This is a genomic window from Nostoc sp. C96, assembly GCF_059384975.1.
The window spans coordinates 3,558,787-3,580,064 of sequence record NZ_CM182020.1; the positions used below are offsets into that span (position 1 = coordinate 3,558,787).

General features: G+C 40.3%; 21 protein-coding genes. 12 read left to right on the forward strand and 9 right to left on the reverse strand.

Going from position 1 to position 21,278, the window contains the following annotated elements; translation table 11 throughout:
* Positions 1-99 precede the first annotated feature (99 nt).
* From AC504W_RS15135 to AC504W_RS15160, 6 genes are all read left to right on the forward strand, one after another.
* Entirely contained in the window at positions 100-339 is a 240-nt protein-coding gene (locus AC504W_RS15135; protein ID WP_494873137.1) for a hypothetical protein, read from the forward strand.
* Positions 340-359: 20 nt separating this feature from the next.
* Complete coding sequence (locus AC504W_RS15140) at positions 360-788, forward strand: type II toxin-antitoxin system VapC family toxin (RefSeq protein WP_494873138.1); 429 nt, start codon at positions 360-362, stop codon at positions 786-788.
* 738 nt (positions 789-1,526) lie between these two features.
* Positions 1,527-1,805 carry a hypothetical protein gene (locus tag AC504W_RS15145; protein WP_494873139.1) on the forward strand — a complete coding sequence of 93 codons (279 nt, stop codon included), beginning with the start codon at positions 1,527-1,529 and terminating at the stop codon, positions 1,803-1,805.
* Between the two features lie 168 nt (positions 1,806-1,973).
* Positions 1,974-2,357, forward strand: coding sequence for a hypothetical protein (locus AC504W_RS15150; protein ID WP_494873140.1), 384 nt, complete (start codon positions 1,974-1,976; stop codon positions 2,355-2,357).
* A gap of 272 nt (positions 2,358-2,629) precedes the next feature.
* A complete protein-coding gene (locus tag AC504W_RS15155; RefSeq protein WP_494873141.1) occupies positions 2,630-3,058 on the forward strand; it encodes a DUF29 family protein in 429 nt (142 codons plus the stop codon).
* Between the two features lie 70 nt (positions 3,059-3,128).
* A complete protein-coding gene (locus tag AC504W_RS15160) occupies positions 3,129-3,947 on the forward strand; it encodes a TlyA family RNA methyltransferase (RefSeq protein ID WP_494873142.1) in 819 nt (272 codons plus the stop codon).
* On the opposite strand, the gene AC504W_RS15165 is transcribed toward AC504W_RS15160, so the two are convergent.
* The 6 genes from AC504W_RS15165 to AC504W_RS15190 form a co-directional block, all read right to left on the reverse strand.
* Positions 3,944-4,222: a Calvin cycle protein CP12 gene (locus AC504W_RS15165; protein WP_096577635.1), complete on the reverse strand. Its 279-nt coding sequence runs from the start codon at positions 4,220-4,222 to the stop codon at positions 3,944-3,946. The genes AC504W_RS15160 and AC504W_RS15165 overlap by 4 nt on opposite strands.
* 389 nt (positions 4,223-4,611) lie before the next feature.
* Positions 4,612-5,967, reverse strand: a complete 1,356-nt coding sequence (locus AC504W_RS15170) for a DUF697 domain-containing protein (RefSeq protein WP_103126697.1) — start codon at positions 5,965-5,967, stop codon at positions 4,612-4,614.
* Positions 5,968-6,056: 89 nt separating this feature from the next.
* Positions 6,057-7,397, reverse strand: a complete 1,341-nt coding sequence (locus tag AC504W_RS15175; RefSeq protein ID WP_494873143.1) for an ATP-binding protein — start codon at positions 7,395-7,397, stop codon at positions 6,057-6,059.
* A 141-nt stretch (positions 7,398-7,538) separates the two neighbouring features.
* Entirely contained in the window at positions 7,539-8,075 is a 537-nt protein-coding gene (locus tag AC504W_RS15180; protein WP_103126699.1) for a methanogen output domain 1-containing protein, read from the reverse strand.
* Between the two features lie 181 nt (positions 8,076-8,256).
* A complete protein-coding gene (locus AC504W_RS15185) occupies positions 8,257-8,832 on the reverse strand; it encodes an HD domain-containing protein (RefSeq protein WP_494873144.1) in 576 nt (191 codons plus the stop codon).
* Positions 8,833-8,936: 104 nt separating this feature from the next.
* Positions 8,937-10,034: a choice-of-anchor A family protein gene (locus AC504W_RS15190; protein WP_494873145.1), complete on the reverse strand. Its 1,098-nt coding sequence runs from the start codon at positions 10,032-10,034 to the stop codon at positions 8,937-8,939.
* 982 nt (positions 10,035-11,016) lie between these two features.
* Here AC504W_RS15190 and AC504W_RS15195 point away from each other — a divergent pair.
* From AC504W_RS15195 to AC504W_RS15210, 4 genes are all read left to right on the forward strand, one after another.
* Complete coding sequence (locus tag AC504W_RS15195; protein WP_494873146.1) at positions 11,017-11,217, forward strand: hypothetical protein; 201 nt, start codon at positions 11,017-11,019, stop codon at positions 11,215-11,217.
* A gap of 474 nt (positions 11,218-11,691) precedes the next feature.
* Positions 11,692-12,411, forward strand: coding sequence for a hypothetical protein (locus AC504W_RS15200; protein ID WP_494873147.1), 720 nt, complete (start codon positions 11,692-11,694; stop codon positions 12,409-12,411).
* 327 nt (positions 12,412-12,738) lie between these two features.
* Positions 12,739-13,119 (forward strand): 50S ribosomal protein L7/L12, encoded by a 381-nt coding sequence (rplL, locus tag AC504W_RS15205; protein ID WP_494873148.1) that lies wholly within the window; start codon positions 12,739-12,741, stop codon positions 13,117-13,119.
* Positions 13,120-13,269: 150 nt separating this feature from the next.
* The gene (locus AC504W_RS15210; protein ID WP_494873149.1) at positions 13,270-14,703 is read left to right on the forward strand and encodes a vWA domain-containing protein; all 1,434 of its coding nucleotides are present in this window, start codon (positions 13,270-13,272) and stop codon (positions 14,701-14,703) included.
* Between the two features lie 399 nt (positions 14,704-15,102).
* Here the strand turns inward: AC504W_RS15210 and AC504W_RS15215 are convergent, their stop codons facing one another.
* On the reverse strand, positions 15,103-15,498 hold the full coding sequence (locus tag AC504W_RS15215; protein ID WP_494873150.1) for a hypothetical protein: 396 nt from the start codon (positions 15,496-15,498) through the stop codon (positions 15,103-15,105).
* Positions 15,499-15,751: 253 nt separating this feature from the next.
* On the opposite strand from AC504W_RS15215, the gene AC504W_RS15220 reads away from it, so the two are divergent.
* On the forward strand, positions 15,752-16,582 hold the full coding sequence (locus AC504W_RS15220; protein WP_494873151.1) for a hypothetical protein: 831 nt from the start codon (positions 15,752-15,754) through the stop codon (positions 16,580-16,582).
* Between the two features lie 120 nt (positions 16,583-16,702).
* Positions 16,703-17,341, forward strand: a complete 639-nt coding sequence (locus tag AC504W_RS15225) for a HesA/MoeB/ThiF family protein (protein ID WP_494873152.1) — start codon at positions 16,703-16,705, stop codon at positions 17,339-17,341.
* A gap of 15 nt (positions 17,342-17,356) precedes the next feature.
* Here the strand turns inward: AC504W_RS15225 and AC504W_RS15230 are convergent, their stop codons facing one another.
* Together AC504W_RS15230 and AC504W_RS15235 are read right to left on the reverse strand one after the other, a co-directional pair.
* Complete coding sequence (locus AC504W_RS15230) at positions 17,357-17,644, reverse strand: hypothetical protein (protein WP_494873153.1); 288 nt, start codon at positions 17,642-17,644, stop codon at positions 17,357-17,359.
* Positions 17,645-18,026: 382 nt separating this feature from the next.
* Complete coding sequence (locus AC504W_RS15235) at positions 18,027-21,266, reverse strand: efflux RND transporter permease subunit (RefSeq protein WP_494873154.1); 3,240 nt, start codon at positions 21,264-21,266, stop codon at positions 18,027-18,029.
* Positions 21,267-21,278 lie beyond the last annotated feature (12 nt).

Below are 21,278 nucleotides of genomic sequence, written 5' to 3' on the forward strand. Positions count from 1 at the left end.
GCAATAGACTCGAACTAGTTTACTGTTAGATACTGCAACTATGCTACTTTAGTTAACAATCAACACAATGCTTATTTTAATATTATATTGCAACAACTTATGAACATTCAGCTTGTTGAATCTTTAGTTAATGCCATCAAAGCTTTATCTGTTGAAGAACAAGAACTATTAAAGCAAAAATTAGCACATAAATCTAATTGGCAAGAGGTACGAACCAAAATTTTAACTCATGCTCAAGCTATTCAACAAAGATATAATGGGCAACCCTTTGAGCCAGATATTGACCAAATAATTCATCAAATGCGAGAAGAACGAGATCAACAATTGTTAGCAGATTAGTTACCCAGTCAACAACAATCATGACTGCAATATTTATTTGTGTAGATGCTAATTTTTTAGTTAAGTTAGTTACTTCAGCCTCAAAAACATCGCCATACTTGACTTTATGGGATAACTGGGAACAGAACCAAGCTCAGATTATTGCTCCAACTCTTTTATGCTACGAAGTCACAAATGTATTTCATAGAATGCAACTGGCAAAACAATTATTGCCTACAGAAGCTCAAGAATGTCTCAATAATATTTTAAATTTATCTATTCAATTTTACGGTGATCAGCAACTTCATCAACAAGCTTGGGAAATCGCGCAACAATTGAACCTCCCAGCTACTTATGATGCTCATTATTTAGCATTAGCCCAAAGATTTCAGGCAAACTTCTACACAGGTGATAAACGTTTATTTAATCAGGTTCATTTTGTTTTGCCTTGGGTTCATTTAGTTGAATAATCATAGAAGAGTAGACTGCGCTCCACTTCACTCAGCTTAAGAGGATGTCTGAAAAGTCGAAAATTATACTAATAACCCCTCTCCAAACCTCTCTCCGTTTCGGGGAGAGGCTTTGAAACCCCCATTCCCTTGTAGGGAAGGGGGCTAGGTTTTTAAAACTTAGATGTTAGCAGGAATGCTTCTGAGATATCCTCTAATAAAAATTCGGAAATGTTGGGTTTCACATCGTTATACATCTAACCTACATCTACATCTTGTGTCGTTAGTAATCAGAACCCTGTCGTCACAACACAGAACTCTGTCGTTAGTAATTAGAACCTTGTCGTCACAACACAGAACCCTGTCGTTAGTAATCAGAACCTTGTCGTCACTACACAGAACTCTGTCGTTAGTAATCAGAACCTTGTCGTCACTACACGAAACCTTGTCGTTAGTAATCAATACAAAATCCTATATTCACTTAGTAATTGTACTTAGCCAAATTATCAACTTTATCTAAATTAAATCACTGTTCACAATTGCAGTAATTCTGTTAAGTAGTCTTACTAAGATTACTCTGACGCAACATAATTTGTCTCTGTAAAAACTAGCAAATTTTTAACAAAAATCTTTGCTTTAGTAATTGACAAGTATAAAATTATACATTACATTAAAAGACATGATAAAAGCGATCGCCCAATCCCGCGAAGAAGAAAGCGATCGCCTTTATACAAACCCCAATATCGGAGTATAAATATCATGATGGCACAATTACCAAATTCCGCCCAATCAAAATTAGCGCAGTTCTTAGGCGAAGATAGCAATTCCTCCATCCTCAATCAAATTTCTCAACAGCCATTTCCCCACCGAGAACCTATTAAACATTTATTAATTGGTTCACCCAAAGCCGTCACCAGTACAATTCACTATTTGCAAGTAATTGGCTACGCCAGTGTGGGAGATTGGAGTCCACTACTCCCAACCGTCAATCCAGCCGAAGTGATGAGTATTTTAACTAGGTCAATTTTGATGCAATAAGCAAAATGTAGAGACGTTGCAATGCAACGTCTTTTAAATTTAAGCAAAAACACCAGTTTTTACCCAAAAAAATCAGATAACAAATATTAATGTTTGTGAATTTTGCTGACGCGGAATGCAGTTAGATTAAGACAAACTAGCTCTAGAAGTATTATTAGGAGAATAGCTATGTCTCTGAAAAAACGTACACCCCGCGTTTTAGAAAAAGCTGAATTAAGAGTCTCTGGACTGAAAGCAATTGATCCAAATATGGATTTTGGAGACGAGCGCAATTTGCAAAATATGACACAACTAATTGAGCAATATCGTAGCAAAATTGATGCTTATAATACTGCTCTAGCTGTGATTGACTCTTCCAAAATGGCAATGAAAGAGTTAGAAAAAAAATTAGGCGCTCTTAATGAAAAAATGCTAATTGGGGTTGCTTTTAAATATGGCAATGACAGCACGGAATATGAGATGGCTGGTGGTGTTCGCAAAAGCGATCGCATCCGCAAAAGTTCAATCACTCGCTTGAAAGGAAGCACAGAAGAAATATCTAATAAAGTTTAAAATACATAACCCTACACCATCCAAGATTTTCGGTGCGTTAGGAATACTCTCTTAGAGGATGTTTGGAAAGTATTATTGTGAACATCAAAATCTTAAAAACCTAACCCCCCAGCCCCCCTTCCCTACGAGGGAATGGGGGTTTTAAAGCCTCTCTCCGCGTCGGGGAGAGGTTTGGAGAGGGGTTTTTAGTATCTTTTATGACTTTTAAAACAACCTCTTAACGCACCTTACTATTTTTGTACTAAAATGCAAAATGGTATGAGGCGCTAATTATGGAAGAATTATTAACTCTGAAAGAATTGCTGCTTCAAGGTAATATCCCAGGAGCATTAATTATAGTAGAAGAATTAGCAGAAATGAGCCGCAATGACATCATCAAAACGATTCGTAGCTATGCTGTAATTTTGTTGTTGCATCTAATTAAACAACAAGCTGAAAATCGCACAACTCGTTCTTGGGATGTCTCCATTCGGAATTCAGTTCGAGAAATTCAACGAGAAAATAAGCGCCGTAAAGCCGGAGGTTATTATCTCATGTCAGAAGAACTCCGAGAAACTTTGGCAGAAGCTTATTTAAATGCCATTGATCAAGCTTCTTTAGAAGTAGAAGAAGGTCGTTATGAACCAGAAGAATTAGAAAAGCTGGTTAACAGCGAAGAAATTATTAACCGTGCTTTAGACTTAATATTATCAGGAGAATAAGATCCCCGACTTCTTAAAGAAGTCGGGGATCTGAACTACTCGATTTTTAATAAAGGAGAACTAATATTAGTTGGTTAAACAAAGACTCGATATATTATTAGTAGAATTAAATTTATGTACTTCTCGCGCTTTAGCACAAAGACTAATTCAAGCGGGAGAAGTGACTGTTAATCAGCAGATAGTTGATAAACCGGGAACAGAAGTAGATATTGCGGCGCAAATCAAAGTTAAAGAGCGATCGCGGTTTGTTTCCCGTGGAGGCGAAAAACTCGCAAAAGCTTTAGAAAAATTCGCCATTCCTACCGCTGAACGGGTTTGTCTAGATGGTGGAATTTCTACAGGCGGCTTTACTGATTGTTTGCTCCAAGCAGGAGCCAGTTTAGTTTATGGTATTGATGTCGGTTACGGCCAAGTTGATTGGCGGTTGCGAAATGATGCACGGGTGATTTTGCGAGAACGCACAAATCTACGACAACTACAACCCCAACAATTGTATAGTGAAGGCGATCGCATTCCCGATTTAGCGGTGGTGGATGTATCGTTTATTTCCTTAACCAAGATTTTGCCTGCACTGTGGCAATTAACTCAAGCTCCCCGTGAAGCCGTATTGTTAGTGAAGCCACAATTTGAAGTAGGAAAATCCCGCGTTGGCAAAAAAGGTGTAGTGCGTGATTTTAACGACCAAGCTGATGCCATCTTTCAGGTATTACAAGCCGCAGATCAATTAGGCTGGAAATACAAAGGCTTAACTTGGTCGCCCATTACAGGCCCGGCCGGGAATGTAGAATATCTTTTATGGTTAGGGATGGAAAGTGAAACACCACCGCCAAATTTAGATGTAATTAAACAATTGACGAAATCAGCAATGGCTAATTTACGCGAGAATTAAACATCGTAAATCAGACACTCTAAAGCTTCTGGGTGTCTGTCGCAGAATGATTCTAGAGAGGTTTTGCGGTGTTGTGCTTGCTGTTGATGAGATTTTTCAGCTTGTAATTCTTCGACGATATCCCAAGCTACAGCACAGTTAGGAGATCCATCCCCGGTTACTTCACAAGTGGAACGAGCTTCTGCGATCGCTTCAAAAATTGCTTGTTCAATGGTTTTGCTACCATTTTGCTCAGATTGGTTTGCAGTGTCGAATCTGTCGTAAGTTGCTGTCATGATAAATCTACCTTTGTTTACTGAGATAGAGAGAGATGTGTGCTGCTGTGAAATTCACAAGCCAATACTTTCAGTTTAGATAAGCTAAAAAAATATTGCTGTGGTGAATACCCTCTTTTAATAAACTAAATTAATTGGGAAATCCCTCTTGTCATTTTTGATGCAAAAAGGTAAGAAGTCTGAAGTCTCAAAGTATAAAACTGATCGCCTTTTCAGAGACTAAAAATGTTTTTAGCTTCTGCATAGCTATGTTTAGCTATAAATTTCCTACTTCACACTTTTATAGTGCATTGTAAATTAGGCATCTAGGGCAATTATCAGCAGAATTTGATACAAGTTGATAAAGGCTGATAAACAGTAATAATTAGGGAAATAATTCTTTGAAATTCTCAATATTTCAAGCCTAATTCTTGTTGCAAACGATACAGAATTGTATTTTGGTCAACCTGCGAGAGAATTTCTTGAATCACAGTACTAGCGCCTAATTCTCCCCAAGTGCAGCCTTTTGCAAGATAAACTTGAGCAGCTTTGCCAACAGCATAAGCACCATAACCAGCAATTCCCGCTTGCGCGATCGCACTACCAGCAAAGCCAGTAATATTTGCTGGATTATCACCACTAGCGATCGCTGCGGTACTTTTACCTAATCCTAATACAAAACTACTGCCTAATTCTCCAATTAATAAACCACCAGAACTCATTAAAATAGTTTTAAAAATTTTCCCCGCCTCATAGCTAGTCATTGGTAAACCATACAACCGCGCCAAAGCCCGAATTAAAGCTAAATCGGCAAAAGTTCCCCCAAGCACATCTAAAACAGCAATCGGGTTGAGCGCTACAGCTAAAGCTTTATATTTAGTAAATTGCCAGATAATGGCTTCTGCTTCTTGTTCGCGTAAATCAAGAGTTTTTTGCGCGATCGCCGCTTCTGCTTCCCGTGCTTGTAGTAGTGCATTTAAAGCCAAAAGCGATCGGCCTTCACGATTAAGAATCTTCAACAGAGTTTCTTGAAGTTCTTCAATTTGCGGTGGTGGCGTTTCCCATTCATAACTCACTCGCCCATCCGGCCATTCTACTCGTACTTCCAGCGGTGCAGGTTCCGCCGCCACCATCACAATTTCATCGGGTAACAAAGGCTTACCTTGGGGATGTCCTGCACCAAGTTGTTGTAAATTTTGATAAATTGCCCCTCTATCTGTATCTGGGTAAAGGTCAATTTTGTTAAATACCAAAATCAGCGGTTTTTGCGCCTGACGTAAATCTAGCAATGCTTGATATTCAGTCCGCGTAATATCACCAGACACCACAAATAAAATCAAATCTGCCTGACGCGCCACATCTCGCGCCATTTGCGCCCGTGATTCCCCAGCAATTTCATCTAATCCCGGAGTATCAATTAACTCTACAATTATCTTGCCTCCTGCTGGTTGCCATCTCACAGAACGCGGCCATTGAGTCACCCCATTTAACGGCCCTGTTTGCAAAATCTTCTCTCCCAGCAACGCATTCAACACTGCCGATTTTCCCCGACTCACCAAACCAAAAACAGCTATTTTAATTAAATTAGAATCCAGTTTACTGAGTGTGGCATTCAAAACCTCTAATTCCGGCTTTACCAAACCCGCCAATTCTGGGTTAAATGATAACTGTCCTGACTTGCGAAGATATCCATACCAAGATAACGCTTGTCGGAGACTAGCACGGGCGCGGTTTAAATGAGTTTCTTCCAGGTTACGGTTACGCACAGGGATTTCAGGTAAAACAAACAATAGGCTATAAGGACTATAGCCATATCTCTATTCTGCGTTAATTTATAACCTGTCTGTGTTGTTGCTTAATACTCTAGGTCTGATTCTTCCACAATCGGCAATTCAATGCTGAATTCAGTTCCCCAGGTTGGATCAGACATCACATTAATTCGACCATTATGGCTCTCAATAATTTGGTAACTAATTGATAAGCCTAATCCTGTGCCTTGACCAACAGGCTTAGTAGTAAAGAAAGGATTAAATATTTGGTGATGAATCTGGGAGGGTATACCGTTACCGTTATCCTTGATGCGAATGGCAATGTAACAATCGTTGAGTTTCTCTGTATGAATCCAGATGCGACTAGGATAATTTTGCTTTAATTCTGGTGACGCTGCCAGCGATCGCCATCTTTCCGCATCTTCTAAAGCATCAATCGCATTATTTACAATGTTCATAAATACTTGATTGAGTTGCCCAGGAGAACAATAAATCAACGGCAATTCACCATATTCCTTAATCACTTCAATGCCAGAATACTCAGCGCTAGGTTTGAGGCGACTTTGTAAAATCATCAATGTCGCCTCTAAACCCTCATGAATATCAACTAACTTGAATTTTGCTTCGTCTAATCGAGAAAAGTTTCGCAAAGATTTGACAATCTCAGCAATCCGCTGAGAACCCATCTGCATAGACTGGAGTAATTTTTGGATATCTTCTTGCAGAAAATCAAGATCTATGTTGTCAATTGCTTGCTCAATCTTAGGTGTTGGCTGGGGATACTCTTGTTGATAGAGGTGAATTAGTTTGAGTAAATCATCATAGTATTCACTGGCATAAGCGAGATTTCCATGAATAAAGCTAATGGGATTATTAATTTCATGGGCAATTCCGGCAACTAACTGTCCTAACCCAGACATTTTTTCTGTTTGCACAGCCTCCAGAGCATTTTGCAGTTTGATCAGAGTGTGTTTTAAGGTTTCATTCGATTGTGCTAGTTCAACCTGAATGCGTTGGCGCTGTTGAATTTCCTTACTTAGTGCATGAATTTTTTGGTTAAGCACAACAAATTCATTTTTCTTGCGCTTTTCTAACCGTAGTAAAATGATTGCGGGGCTTTGAGGCGATCGCGGCTGAACTACCCCCCCTTGACTACGACAAGCAATTCCCTCTCCTTGGGCTTGGTGAATACTAAAAGCGCCCAAAATCATTTGACGACTTTGGGCGCAAGCTTTAAGATAATCAGCTACCTTCTCTGGCGAATCAGTGACAAACTCACTAAAAGACTGATCAATCAGTGCTTTACTAGGTTTATTAAACAATTTAGTTGCACCTTGATTGACTGCTAAAATTTCACCTGTGCTAGTTATCAGCAGCATAGGTTCTGGCAAAACCTGGGCAAAGGTTAAAAATTGATCAGGTGTCATGATCTTGAGGTATAGCAGCCGTATCTTTGCTGTTGCACGGAACACGAACAGAGTAAAAGTGAAAAGACTCAGCTATGTTTCAGGGAATCAACTTCAGCCGAGACATATTACAGCCACGAGATTATCAGCTTCATGCTGCTACTAAACTTTAAAGTATTCTTGTCCAGCAAAATCCTCTACTTCTTCACTCGGTTTGAGATGAATAATCACTGTGCATTCCTTTGCACCTCTAGCGATTGTGTCTTTTAACTCGACTCTTGCATAACCGAGATTATCCGCTGCGATCGCACCAAATATATTCGATGTCATCACACACATAGCTTCGCGCCCTTCTACCTGTTCTGCAAAGGGACATCTGCGATTGCCTAAAACTATTTTCTCATCACTTTCTTCAATTACATAAAAGTCGCCTTGAATCCGGCGTTTCCAATCGACAAGAACTGCTGTTACCTGCTCACGGGAGAGATTGGATAGTTGCAAGCCGTTATGATATATCTGGTTGACGTGCTGACCAGTTCGATAGCCAACTACATTCAAAAAACCTGCTGCTTCTTCAATACCAACCACATCTTGTAAAGTTCCAGCTAATTCTCGGATAATAGTCCGCAGAAACTGATCACGTTCTATCGGTAGTTCTAACGATTTTATCTCGTCGTCGAGTAAAGATGTTTGAATCATAATGGAGTTATTTCCTGGATATCTACGTAGAAGAATCTTCAATAGCAATGTGTTAAAGGAAAATCAATCAAATATCAAAATCCCTTCCTTTAGTTCTATTGACACCCAACTAATAGTAGTCTTCCCTTACTAGTCAAAAAACTCACATCAACAGTGCATAATTTACCTGATTTCAACTGGTTTAAACATCCTCTGAATTGATAAATGCCTTGTAGCCTTCAATTTTACTAGCCAACCGTGCAGCCAAAAATGGACTTGCATCTTTCAAAGCTGTGTATATCTGCATAGCTTCTTCTCGGTATTTGGCAATTTTTTCTTGATTCCAGTAATGTGGCGGTGCTTGGAGGTTAGTGATTCTATCTGCCAACTTTACCATCCAGACTTCTGGCGGTTGTTGTTTTATCCGCCTTAAACTATCCGCCATTTGAAGATGCTTTGCCAGATTATTATTTTTAGTTAATGCAAGTATACCTTGGGCGACTGCTTCACCAAACTCAGCTTTAATTTGCTCAAAAGTTGTATCTGTGTCTTCGATGGTGTCATGTAAAACTGCACATTGAATTGCCAAATCACCATCAGCTACTGTTTCCACGCTCAAAGCTGCAATAATTTCCATACTCACAAAACTCAGGTGCATAATATAAGGCAGTTCTGAACCTGGCATCTTCTGATTTTGATGAGCGATCGCAGCAAATTTATACGCCTTAATATAACTTTCTTGTAACCAGTTTTGGGAATGAATTTGATTTTGATTCATGTCAAAAATTATAAATCAAACATTTAATAACTTAGAATCTTAGATCCCCGACTTCTCAAAGAAATCGGGGATCTAGTTTCTCAGACATAATTGAATGTTACTGACTAAATTTTCTCACTAGTTATGGCTGATTTAATGAATAATTTATTCCGGCGAGAAAAGCCAAATAAACCAACTACAAAAAGTAACCCCATAACCGTACTTGGTTCTGGTACTGAAGTTGAAACAGGTGTTTCCGGAGTGGGGTTCGTTGGAGTTACAGGTGTTTCCGGAGTGGGATTCGTTGGAGTTACAGGTGTTTCTGGAGTTGGATTCGTTGGTTCAGTTGGGGTTTGTGGCTGTGGCTTGGGTATGTTAGGTAAGTTCCCAGCAAACTGAGTATTGTGAAACTCACCACTACCAGATAACGAAGAAGCTACTAAAGTTCCCTCTACATTCCCGTTATTAAAGAGGACATTAGCTTTAGTTGCAAGTACACTACCGTAGAAAGAGAACCCAGTTGTTTTTACTTGAGTAGCATCAACAAAGTTAAACAAAATATTTTGTTTATTCAGTCCATTCAGATTAAGTCCAAAGTTACTAATGTTGACGCTATTACCTAAAATATTAAAAATTACTGTAGAATTAGTACCTACTCCACTAATATTCAAATAACTGCTGTTAGAAAACTGTGAACCATCAATAGTGAAAATATTTAAATCACTATTGTTGCCTTGAAGATGAATTCCACTCCATTTATACTCTGTAGTACCTGTTGCACTTAACCCACCTAAAGAGTCAGAAAGATAAGTTAATTCTTGGCGGGCTGTCTCAAAATTAAGCGGTGTACCTGAACGAACACCACAGTTTGGAGAACAGTTGAAATTAACAGGGGTTTTAACACTACCACCTACGACAGCATTACCACCAAAAACTTGACCGCCGTTGTAAGTTAAATCTCCACCTACAATCAATCTAGTATCTGTACCATTAGAATTAGCTAGACGGTCAGCAATCCCAAAATTGCTGAATGTAGCATTACCACCAACAGCTACCCGACCTTCAGAGTCAGAACTTTGATTCATGTCTCCAAACACGAAGACATTATAATCTTGCGCGACTCCCAAATTAACAGCCATAGCTGGTTCTATTAAACTCGCTAAGGTAACTGTTGCTAGAGATAGAGGAATCACAGCAAATTTTGTTTTGTGTTTTATCGACATTGTTAGTATGACTAAATAACTGTCTTACTAATGTAGTTTCTATTCAATTAATGTTAGATAAATGCAGCATAAAATTCTGGATAAAATATCATTTACTAAAACTAGTTAAATAACCGTATTTTCCACAATATTCAAGACGGATGATATTTTTTCATAGTATTTATACGGTGAAATTCGTCCCGGAATATTCACAAAATCATTTCAATATATAGCCCAAAAAGATGTCCGACTTATTGAAGAGAATAAGGGGCTGGGTGCTGGGTGCAAGGGGTAATACCATTTCACTTTAAGTTTGATACAAATAAACCGCAGGGGGCTGGGAGCAGGGGGAAAGAATGAAAAACCCATAAACTTTTATCATTTTTTTCGTGAAACGGTATAAGAATCTTCTTTACGCTGGTCGCCGAGCGAAGTAGAGGTGCGGTGCTACCTCCCTAAATCTTTTAACTATCCTCTTGACATTATTTGAAATACATACTACAAATGTAATACAAAGGTGGCAGCCCACTCAAAAAGCAAACACGAATTCTTGCAGAACCTTGATGAATCGATAAACACAGCTATTTTCGGCATTATCCACTGTTGGGGCCGCGATTGGCGTTCGACTGCTCCGAAACCAACAAACGGACGGTTGCAGGATTTGTGTACCCTTCGGGAAGGCAAAGCCTACAATTCCCAACGGCTCCATTTGCAATGACTTTGATTTCAATCAGAGCATTGCAATCATGAAAACATGGGTCTGTAGCTCTAACGGTAGAGTTCCCGGATTCCACTTGTGTCCTAACCGAAAAAGCTTACATACTAGCTCAATAAGTAGAGCGATCGTCTTGAGAACGATAAGTTGCAGGTGCGATTCCTGCGTGTGTTACCACGGCTTTTTCAACTTGCATGAGGAGTGAGTGCAACTCTCACAGGGAGGGTATCGGTTCAATTCCGATCAGATCCACTAATACTCATTTGTAATTTAAAAGAGGTGATTCCAATGGTTCATATTCGATTTGAAGGACGTTCTGTTGATGTTGCAGAAAGACAACTAGGCATTGTTGCAGAGATGAATGATGTAGCAGTCAAAGAACAGGTAGCTAGACATTTAGATGTCAATAGCGATCGCCTTTCTGCTTACATCGTAGATCGCCGCCCTAGTGGTGATTTGATTGTGCGTCCTGAAGCTGTCTACGGTTGAAGACCCTAATTTTCCGTGTCCTGACACATCAAGCATACATACATATTGATAACGGCTCTAAGGTAGTAAAATTCGAGCGATCGAACTAGCGAAGCATGATTTCTAAGTCTCTCGCAGATTTAGCGTGCGTGTCCACTGCCAATATTTGGTAAGAACGGCCGTAGTTGTAAAAAGCTTTTTGAACTTGCACGGAATTCTTTAAGAATTTATTCCGCGCCCTAACTTGTAAAGCCTACACACCATCCGGCAACGGATATGTAGGTTCAATTCCTACCGCTTCCACTAATGGGAGCGTGGCCTAATTGGTAAAGGCGACTGTGAAATAGCTTTGCTAACTTGTGCGGAATTCCAATAATTGAAATTGTATTTAACTAAAACATTAATTCAATCATAGAGAGGTGATTTCCATGATGTTCCATAACTTATGTAGCCACAAAAACCCATCAGTAAAACTATTTTTGAATAACATAAGTTATGAGCGAACATCGTTTGAGCGAAGTTGTGATTGAACGTCCTCGTCATGGTCGAAGAATTAGTTTAAAAAAGCAGACAGGCTATCAAAAGCAACTGTATAAACTCACCCAAGAAGCAACTGAATATGGGTTATTCAATCCCTACATAATTAAAACTAACCGCAGACATAGAACAAAGTATCCTTCAGATCAGCTTGGCCCTTTGCGTCGGTTTTTGCGCTGTAATGTTGGACAACCTTGGGATGATGTTTATAGCAAACTCTGTCAACGTTTAAAGAATAACACAATGACAGGACAGCACGTTATTGGTCATTTGTGGGATTTAGTTGAACGCCACGTAGAAATCATTGATGGTGTCTTGTATGGGAAGTCTTATCGGTGGTATGGAATTAAATTAGATGGGATTGACCGCAATTGTTTCTATGTTCATCCAGAAACTGGGATTCTTTGTGTAGCAAGGCGAGTAACTCATAGGTGGAGTCTCCCAAACAATAATGATGTTATTCCCATTGATAATTATCATCAATACCAAAAAATAAAAGATATATGGTATCTCGTTACTTTTGAAGATTTTCCCTATGACCCAAAAGATTATACAAAGGATATTTTTAAAGGTGTACTTAATGAGTATTGTTCAGCCGGTGGAATTTATGCTGTGAAAAAACAACAGTGTAATAAAAAACAACTCCGATGGATTTTAAAACAACTTTCTCAAACTTAAAATTTTTCACTTCGTGTCCTAACCGCAAAGGCATACATACTAGCCGAATTGGAATAGGCACTTGACTTAAAAGCAAGAGTTTACGGGTACCCTTCGGGAAGCTGCCCATAGGGCATCTACAACCCCCGTGTATGAATCAACAGCTTTTTCGACTTACATGAAGTGATTTTATTCATCACAAATTATGAGTTAAATGCAACTCATTGGAGTTTGATATAGCAATCCTGCCTGAGTTGTGAAAAATATTTTTTTAACGAACCACAAAGGACACAAAGGACACAAAGAAAGAGAACAAAGAGAATTTAATAAATGATTTAGGATTGCTATATGTCTGTGAAAACTTTAGAAATTTTAGAACAAATCAAGTCTCTCACTACCAATGAAACTACTCAATTAGTCAAGCAGATTGAAGCAACCTTCAATGTTGATAGTTCCACACCGAAATTAGTTCGGATTGGTAAACGAGATGAAGATGAAATTCAACCGCAAATTCAGACCGAATTTGATGTTTTATTGGTATCGGTTCCGGCGGAGAAAAAGATTGCCTTACTCAAGGTCATCCGTGCGCTAACTGGAATGGGACTCAAAGAAGCAAAAGACTTTGTAGATTCTCTTCCTAAAGTGGTGCAGTCAGGATTGGATCAAGTAGCGGCTGAAACTCTCAAACAGCAACTAGAGGAAACTGGTGCTGTTGTTTCTCTCCAATAACATAATATCGGCAGTTGTTGCCGCGCCCCGATCGCAGAAGCTTACATAACTCTGAATCAGTTACACCAATGCTTCTACAACTTGCGCGGTGACAATATCACCCCGCGTGCAACATCTGCCTCCTGATGCAACATAACTAGAGGAGGTATTATGAATACTACAGAACGCGACTTGCGTTTAGAAATGCTCAATAGTTTGCTGACAACGCCTCACCGCAAACTTGAGCAAGTTGCAGAAATTCATAAGTTAATAGTTGAACTCGACCCCATATTTTACGGACATTTGGCAGTTTGGTATCAGCGTTATGGTGATGTCCGCGATCACAAGGAAGTGTTTGTGGCTCACTTGCTCACCAGCAATTTGACTGAACACAGAGAAGCTGGTTTTATGATGCTGCAAGAGTTTCCGCCTTATCAGGTGGCTCGTGTAGTAGATTTTATGAAGCAGCAGCAGAATAAAATGCCACGTTCGGCGCGGACTGCGGTGCGACGTTACCTCAAAACCAGAGAAAGCAATCCGGTTTTATTCGATCGCGCGGCGCTGCGAGGACGTAAAGCCATGAAGCATTTGTATGCGTCTCTGCACATCAAACCAAACGAACGTGCAAATGCGATTTTATTCCGCGACACTCCACCAGAGGGTTCTTTGGCAAATGTGCTGAAGCAACTGGCTAAGGCAAAAAGTACCGCCGAACAAGCAAGATTGATTGTGGAATTCAAGATTCCCTATACTATTGCGATCGGTGCAATCCAACAACTCACACCAGTTGTTTTGGTGGCGTTAATCAACAGCATGACTCCCCAAGAAGTGATCAATAACCTCAAGTCACTCCAGGCGCGGGGTGCAATGGATCATCCAGAAGTCAAAAAGCTGATTGATTCTAAGCTGGAAGAAGCATCTAAAAGTGGGCGTGTGGCTGCATTTAAAGCCCAGATTGCCGCAAACACCGCAGACTTAGACGCAGATACCGTTGCGCGACTAGAAAAAGTCACTAATGAGCAGGTGAAACGACGCGGAACAATTGCGCGTCCAACCGCTTTGCTGATTGACAAATCTGGTTCAATGGATAATGCGATCGCTCTTGGTAAGCAACTTGCTGCGCTGATCTCTGGTATCACCCAAGCAGAATTGTTTGTCTACGCCTTCGATACCATTCCTTACCCTGTCACCGCTAAAGGCAAAGAGTTAACAGATTGGGAGCGTGCCTTCCAGCACATCAATGCAGGCGGTGGTACGAGTATCGGCTGTGCATTGGAAGCAATGCGGAAGAAAAAGCAGGTAGTTGACCAAATTATTCTGGTGACAGATGAAGGTGAAAATGCTACACCTTACTTCAGTGAAGCCTATAAGACTTACTGTCGTGAGTTTGCAGTTATGCCTAATGTTGTAATTGTTCGTCTTGGTACTTATTACAACTGGCTAGAAACTCAACTCAAGCAGCAGCAAGCACCAGTAGAAACCTTCACCTTCGCCGGCGACTATTACAGCTTGCCTAATCTTGTTCCACTGCTAACACGTCCCTCTCGCCTAGACTTGCTAATGGAGATTCTAGATATGCCATTGCCTGTGCGTGAGGATAAGTAGAATCGAAAAGGGGTGCGTTATGTTTATACTTGACGCACTTAATAACCTCAAGCAATTTTGGTGTTGCTGATTAGTAGAATGTTTTTTGTTTCGCGCAAGGGCGCAAAAAATCAATATTTACTCTTTGCTAAAAACCTTAATTCATCTCTTGCGTGACCTGACTATTGGAGCCTACATACTAGTACGAGAGGAAAAGTAACACTGTCAAATGCAGTGGGCGTTTGTGAACGGGGAGTGCGAAGAACCTGGGAAGTTGGCTTGAAAGTAGCCATCTTTTAAAGAGTGTGTAATAACTCACCAGTGGAGTCCCTCTAGTAACTAAGAAAACGCAATGCTCCATCAACTTGCACGCGGGATTATATTCATAGTTGGGAAGCAATAACAAGATTCAAATTTACCTCAAGTCTTGGATTTTAATAATTGTATGGCTTTGAATCCTTCTAATGTCTGACTAAAAAATACGAGGGGAATGAGTAAGCCAAATGGTTTACCAGTTTGAATCAAATTGTAAATGCCATTGAACACATTTATCGACATTAATCCGACTGCAATACCTAATGCAATTTTAGATTTACGTTGGACAAAAAAACCTAAAAATGTATAGAGTATACCAAAAAATAAAAAACAAATTCCTAATACCAAATCTTCAGCGTTTCGATGCTCATCACTTAAAATTACGGCAATTAAAACTACTAAACCGAAAAAGGTACACAAAACACCAATTGCGTAAACTGCTCGATAAGCAGATGCTAACTTTTTCCGAGACTCTGATAACTCTTGTATTTCTGTAGTCATGATTTTTACTTTGATGGTGCAAATATAGCAATTCCAAGTAGCAAATGAACATACTATGTCTTCATACTCTTTGCGTCTTTGCGCCTTTGCGTGAGATTTAAATATCTTCTTTTTTACAACCTATTCAAACTTGGTGTAAATGCCTTCTGTTTTTCTTAATTTAATCTCTAATTTGCCACTAAAAGTGACATATCATTTATATACTTAAATTTTATAAAAAACTTATGTAATTTTGCGTAAATCACTCTTCGCTATGACTAATATACGTAAGCTAATTAATCAAATTGCTAATGCAGAAGCCGAGTTATTTACTACCGAATTTCTCGCGCCTTGTGTCAAAGGTGGACGAGTTCGCACAAAGGTTGCGGGGATGGTTTACACCTTCATACCAAAGCCGAGTAAATTTGAAGGTTGGGGTATTTTTCAGCCTGTGGATACGAAGACAGCAAAGGTTGTCGAAGAAGCCGACTTACCCCACATTGGAGAATACTTGCAACATTTTCCTCAAATCAGGTTGCGGTTAGCACTTCAATTACAGGGAAAAACTTGGTTAGCATATCCGGTGAATGAAGTAGATGTGCGTCAACGATCGCAGGTAGTAAAGCCGATCGCAGTACATTTAGTAACTGAGGCTGGAGTATTTGAGCAAATTATCGCTCGTAGGAATGGACAATCTTGCTGGTTTGAGGATCTTGATCGCCGTACAGATCCGATAATTGTAGAAACTCTACAATCTGCTGTGAAGCGACTGATTCCAGTGGAGGAATTGCAGTTTAAGGACTTGACTCCAGAAATTCGCACTGTGTATGAATTAGCAACTAAGCGGATTGAGGGTTTTGATCAAACCAAACAAGATGAAAAGCGATTGAAAAAAGCTTTGCAGATGGGTGGTGGTGAATTAAACCAATTTCATGATCGCGGTGATTACTGGACAGTTGATTGGACAACTGCGGATGGTGTGCGTCACAGTAGTGCGATCGCTAAAACTGATTTGACGGTAATTAGTTCTGGTATTTGTCTGAGTGGACGCGATCGCGATTTCGACTTGCAATCTTTAGTTGCTGTCATGGAACAACAACTATAAGTTAAAAGTAAAAAGTTAAAAGTAAAAAGAGAATTTATAGAAATTTTAGTGATTCATATTTATTTTTACTTCTTACTTTTGTCTTTTTATTTTTTACTTTTAACTTGGAGCAAAGCAATAATGAGTATTTTTTTTCACGAACAGCTTTATCGCAGCAATGCTGTTATGGCAAAGTTAAAGAATTATCCTGTAACAATTTGCGGCGCAGGTGCATTAGGGGCTAATATTGCTGAGAACTTGGCGCGGTCTGGTTTTGATAAACTGACAGTGATTGATCGCGATCGCATTGAAGAACGCAATCTTTCCACTCAACCTTACTACCGTGCTGATGTCGGCGCATTCAAAGCCAAAATTTTAGCCAATAATTTATATCGTGCAGTTGGTACTAAAGTTGATGCCAAAACTAAAGAATTGACATCAGAAAATACCAATCAACTACTCAAAGATAGTCAGCTAATTGTTGATGTTTTTGACAACAGTGTGTCACGTCAAGCCTTGAAAGATTATGCTGATCAATTTAGCATTCCTTGTATTCATGCTGGGTTAGCTGCTGATTATGCAGAAATTATTTGGAATGAAGTTTATCGCGTACCTTCTGAGGTGAATGATGATGTCTGTGACTATCCTTTAGCGCGAAACTTGGTGATGTTAACTGTGGCTGTGACTTGTGAGGCGATCATTTCATTTATTGCCACAGCACAACAGCGTAATTTCACAATTACTTTAAAAGATTTAATTGTTCAACCGCTGTGTTTGTGAACTTAAGCAAACAGGTTATACATCATCCGTAATTTTGTTTGTCGTATTTGAACGAATGGCTTTGTTCAAATCTTGAAACAAGTCTTCTTCTGCATCGCGTTCTTGCTTGAGTTCTCGAATCATTTCTTGGCTGGAACCAATTAATAAACCCGCAACTCCACCAATAATGGCGTATTTTTGAGCTAAATCTTTATACATTGGACTTGTGTATGGACAAGGAAGTAAATGAGCCACAACAAAACCTATACCTGCACCTAAAAATGCGGTGACTATGCCAGAGAAGGTAATTAATTTGGCGTTCATTTGTTTTGCTCCAATGCTCAATTTACTCGCATACTAGAGCATCGATTCACTAATCAAAAACTTAATTCTCACAGGGAAGGAGGTAACTCAACTCCCCTCTCCGATGCGGAGAGGGGTCGGGGGAGAGGTTCTTCCAAGATTACTGAATTGGTGTTCTTGCGGGTATAGCTTGATTATCTGTGGATTTAACAAATTTGCACCTAAATTTTTACCTGTTGTAATATGAAATTCTTAATTTAGTCGCTGCATTCACAATGTCAGCCAACACATTTATTATGTCAGGCGACGCATTCACAATGTGTTGCTTAACATTCACAATGTGAAATAACGCAATGTTAATGTAACGCCTCACATTAACATTGCCGATGAAAAAAACTAATTTTTAGTGAGTTGAATCATGAGATTGGTGATCATCAGGGTTCTGGGTTACAGTCACAACCGATTTAGGTTGTGTATTTGCTGTTGCTTGTCTCTCAGAATCAGGTGAGCCAGAACGATGAGAAGGTTTGCGCTTTAAAAAGCGTTCTTCTAAATTCTTGATGATGACGTACAGCACTGGTACTATCAGCAAACTCAAGATGGTAGAAACAAGTAATCCGCCAAACAAAGCTGTTCCTAACGACCAGCGTGAGGCAGAACCGGCTCCTGAAGCGATGACAAGAGGGAAAAACCCTAGTAATGATGCACTTGATGTCATGACAATCGGTCGAAATCGCTCTTGAGCAGCAGTTAAAGCCGCTTTTTGAATTGTCATCCCTTGTTCAAAGGCTTGGTTAGCAAATTCGACAATCAAAATTGCGTTTTTTGATGCCAGTCCAATTAACATAACTAATGCAACGTTGGCATAGACATCGTTGACTAAACCGCGTAATGCTAAAGCACTCAAAGCACCTAACAACGCCAAGGGTACAGTCAACAAAATAATTGCTGGGTCAATATAACTTTCATACTGAGCCGAAAGGGTGAGAAACACCATTACAATTCCGAAACCAAAAATCAGAATCCCCAAGCTACCCGCAGATAATTCTTCCCGCGCTGTGCCAATCCAGTCGCTACCAATTCCGGGAATGGCGGCTGTATTTACTGCTTGCTGCATTGCTTGGATGGCTTGTCCACTACTGTAACCCGATGCTTCTCTACCTTGAAGACTGATAGCGCGGAAGCCGTTGTAATGAGAGATGACGGCTGGCCCGGTAATGGGTGTGAGTGTTGCTACCTCACTTAAGCGCACCATTTGGTTATTTGCCGATCGCACATACAATTGCCGAATATCATCTGGTGATTGTCGATAGTTGCCGTCTGCCTGGACATAAACGCGATAGCTCTGCTGTCCCAAGGTAAAATCATTCACATATTGGGAACCAACGGCAGATGAGAGGGTGTTGACAGCTTGCTGAAAATCAACGTTGAGGGCTTCTAGGCGATCGCGATCGAAGTTGATTTGAAACTGGGGTGTGCTGGCGGTAAACTGCGTAAACACGCCGCCTGCTAAGGCTGGTTGTTGATTAGTTTGGGCAATTACTGCTTGAGCATTGGCGAAAAAGTCATCAATTGTTAATCGTCCGTTGGTGCGGTCTTCAAGCTGTAACTCAAATCCGCCCAAGGTGCTAAAACCTTGAATTGGTGGTGGACTAACTGCGGTGATAATGGCTTCGGGGATTGATTGAAATGCGCCATTGATTCTTCCTAAAATTGCCGTGGCGCTTTGATTTGGTTGAGTACGTTCTTCCCAAGGTTTAAGTTTGGCAAAAAATACACCGCGATTAGAACCACTACCCGCGAAGCCAAATCCTGACGTTGCAAAAACATTATCAATCTCTGGTTCTTTCTCCAGAATTTGTTCAAGTTTTGTAATTACTTCATCGGTATAACCGAGAGAAACGCCATCAGGAGCTTGAATAATTCCTAAAACAATGCCTTGGTCTTCATTAGGCACAAACCCTGTCGGCACTTGAGTAAACATAAAGTAGGTTGCAGCTAAACCCACTACAAACAATGCCACAACAGCATAACGCAAGCGAATCAAAAAGTTAACGATCGCAATAAACTTTTGAATAATCCATTGCAATATCTGATTAAATTTGTTGAAAAACCAACCCACGGGGCCGCGTTTAGGTTGGGGTGGACGCAGTAAAATCGCCGCCATACTCGGACTGAAGGAAAGGGCGTTAAATGTGGAAATGGCGATAGAAAAAGCAATTACTAAAGCGAACTGTTGATACATTTTTCCGGTGGAACCAGGAAAAAATGCCACGGGAATAAATACCGCCATTAACACTAAGGAAGTAGAAACTACTGCTCCCGTCAGTTCCTCCATTGCTTCAAAGGAAGCTTGCAGCGGTCTAACTCCCTGTTCAATTTTGCTGGCGATCGCTTCTACAACAATAATCGCATCATCCACAACTAACCCGGTGGCTAAAATTAAGCCAAATAAGGTCAAATTATTGAGAGAAAATTTAAATATGTAAGCAAAGGCTAATGCCCCAATCAACGAAACCGGAATCGCCACAATGGGAATAATCGTAGCTCGCCAGTCTTGGAGAAACAGAAAAATCACCAATACTACCAAAGCGATCGCTTCGACTAAGGTTTTGATTACTTCTTCTAAAGAAGCTTGCACAAACCCAACGGTATCGTAAACAATCTGAGTTTTTAATCCCGGCGGAAAATCTTTAATCAATTCATCCATCTGCGCTTCAATGTTTTTTGCCACATCCAGCGCGTTACTTCCTGGTGACTGATAAATTGCCAGCCCAATGGCAGGTTTACCATTATTTCTGGCATTGCTGGCGTAAGTTTCTGAGCCGAGTTCTGCCCGGCCAACATCTCGGAGTTTAATTAAATTACCGTTAGTCCCCGCTTTAATCACCAGATTGCCAAACTCCGCAGCATCTTTAAACTGCCCATTCACCCGCAGCGGAATTTCATAACTTTGACCAGCAGGTATTGGTGCTTGACCTAAAGTTCCGGCTCCAGCGAGAATATTTTGCGATCGCAATGCTGTCGCTACATCTGCGACAGTTAATTGTCGACTTGCTAAGGCATTAGGATCGAGCCACAGCCGCATCGCATAACGTTTTTCGCCAAAAATTGTTAAATCGCCGACCCCCGGTGTTCGCAGCAGTTGATCGCGCAAATTTAGGTCAATATAATTACTAATAAATAGCGGATCATACTCATTATTTTCCGCATAAAATGTATACACTAACAAGATACTTGTAGAAGCTGTCTGCGCGGTTACACCAAGTTGTTGCACACTTGTGGGTAAGCGGGGTGTAGCACGAGCAATCCGGTTCTGGACGTTTACTTGGTCAATATTTTTATCAGTTTCCGAACCAAAATATACAGAGATTTGGCTACTACCAGCAGAACTATTCGAGGTCATGTACTGCATTCCCTCGACCCCGTTCAGTTGACGCTCAATTGTTGTGGTAACAGCACTTTCCACTGTAGAAACATCCGCCCCAGTATAGTTAGCGGAGACTTGAACGCGGATGGGGGCAATATCTGGCAAGTAATTGAGTGGGAGTAGAGGAATACACACGCCTCCCAAAATCAAAATCAACAGAGAACAAACGGTAGTTAAAACCGGACGCTTGATAAAGGTATTAGCGATCGACATGATCGGATGTCC

What these genes read in the sequence shown, in the direction of transcription:
- AC504W_RS15135 (WP_494873137.1), top strand. Translation starts at nt 100, where the DNA reads ATGAACATTCAGCTTGTTGAATCTTTAGTTAATGCCATCAAAGCTTTA.
- AC504W_RS15140 (WP_494873138.1), top strand. Translation starts at nt 360, where the DNA reads ATGACTGCAATATTTATTTGTGTAGATGCTAATTTTTTAGTTAAGTTA.
- AC504W_RS15145 (WP_494873139.1), top strand. Translation starts at nt 1,527, where the DNA reads ATGATGGCACAATTACCAAATTCCGCCCAATCAAAATTAGCGCAGTTC.
- AC504W_RS15150 (WP_494873140.1), top strand. Translation starts at nt 1,974, where the DNA reads ATGTCTCTGAAAAAACGTACACCCCGCGTTTTAGAAAAAGCTGAATTA.
- AC504W_RS15155 (WP_494873141.1), top strand. Translation starts at nt 2,630, where the DNA reads ATGGAAGAATTATTAACTCTGAAAGAATTGCTGCTTCAAGGTAATATC.
- AC504W_RS15165 (WP_096577635.1), bottom strand. Translation starts at nt 4,222, where the DNA reads ATGACAGCAACTTACGACAGATTCGACACTGCAAACCAATCTGAGCAA.
- AC504W_RS15175 (WP_494873143.1), bottom strand. Translation starts at nt 7,397, where the DNA reads ATGACACCTGATCAATTTTTAACCTTTGCCCAGGTTTTGCCAGAACCT.
- AC504W_RS15180 (WP_103126699.1), bottom strand. Translation starts at nt 8,075, where the DNA reads ATGATTCAAACATCTTTACTCGACGACGAGATAAAATCGTTAGAACTA.
- AC504W_RS15185 (WP_494873144.1), bottom strand. Translation starts at nt 8,832, where the DNA reads ATGAATCAAAATCAAATTCATTCCCAAAACTGGTTACAAGAAAGTTAT.
- AC504W_RS15190 (WP_494873145.1), bottom strand. Translation starts at nt 10,034, where the DNA reads ATGTCGATAAAACACAAAACAAAATTTGCTGTGATTCCTCTATCTCTA.
- AC504W_RS15195 (WP_494873146.1), top strand. Translation starts at nt 11,017, where the DNA reads ATGGTTCATATTCGATTTGAAGGACGTTCTGTTGATGTTGCAGAAAGA.
- AC504W_RS15200 (WP_494873147.1), top strand. Translation starts at nt 11,692, where the DNA reads ATGAGCGAACATCGTTTGAGCGAAGTTGTGATTGAACGTCCTCGTCAT.
- rplL (WP_494873148.1), top strand. Translation starts at nt 12,739, where the DNA reads ATGTCTGTGAAAACTTTAGAAATTTTAGAACAAATCAAGTCTCTCACT.
- AC504W_RS15210 (WP_494873149.1), top strand. Translation starts at nt 13,270, where the DNA reads ATGAATACTACAGAACGCGACTTGCGTTTAGAAATGCTCAATAGTTTG.
- AC504W_RS15215 (WP_494873150.1), bottom strand. Translation starts at nt 15,498, where the DNA reads ATGACTACAGAAATACAAGAGTTATCAGAGTCTCGGAAAAAGTTAGCA.
- AC504W_RS15220 (WP_494873151.1), top strand. Translation starts at nt 15,752, where the DNA reads ATGACTAATATACGTAAGCTAATTAATCAAATTGCTAATGCAGAAGCC.
- AC504W_RS15225 (WP_494873152.1), top strand. Translation starts at nt 16,703, where the DNA reads ATGAGTATTTTTTTTCACGAACAGCTTTATCGCAGCAATGCTGTTATG.
- AC504W_RS15230 (WP_494873153.1), bottom strand. Translation starts at nt 17,644, where the DNA reads ATGAACGCCAAATTAATTACCTTCTCTGGCATAGTCACCGCATTTTTA.
- AC504W_RS15235 (WP_494873154.1), bottom strand. Translation starts at nt 21,266, where the DNA reads ATGTCGATCGCTAATACCTTTATCAAGCGTCCGGTTTTAACTACCGTT.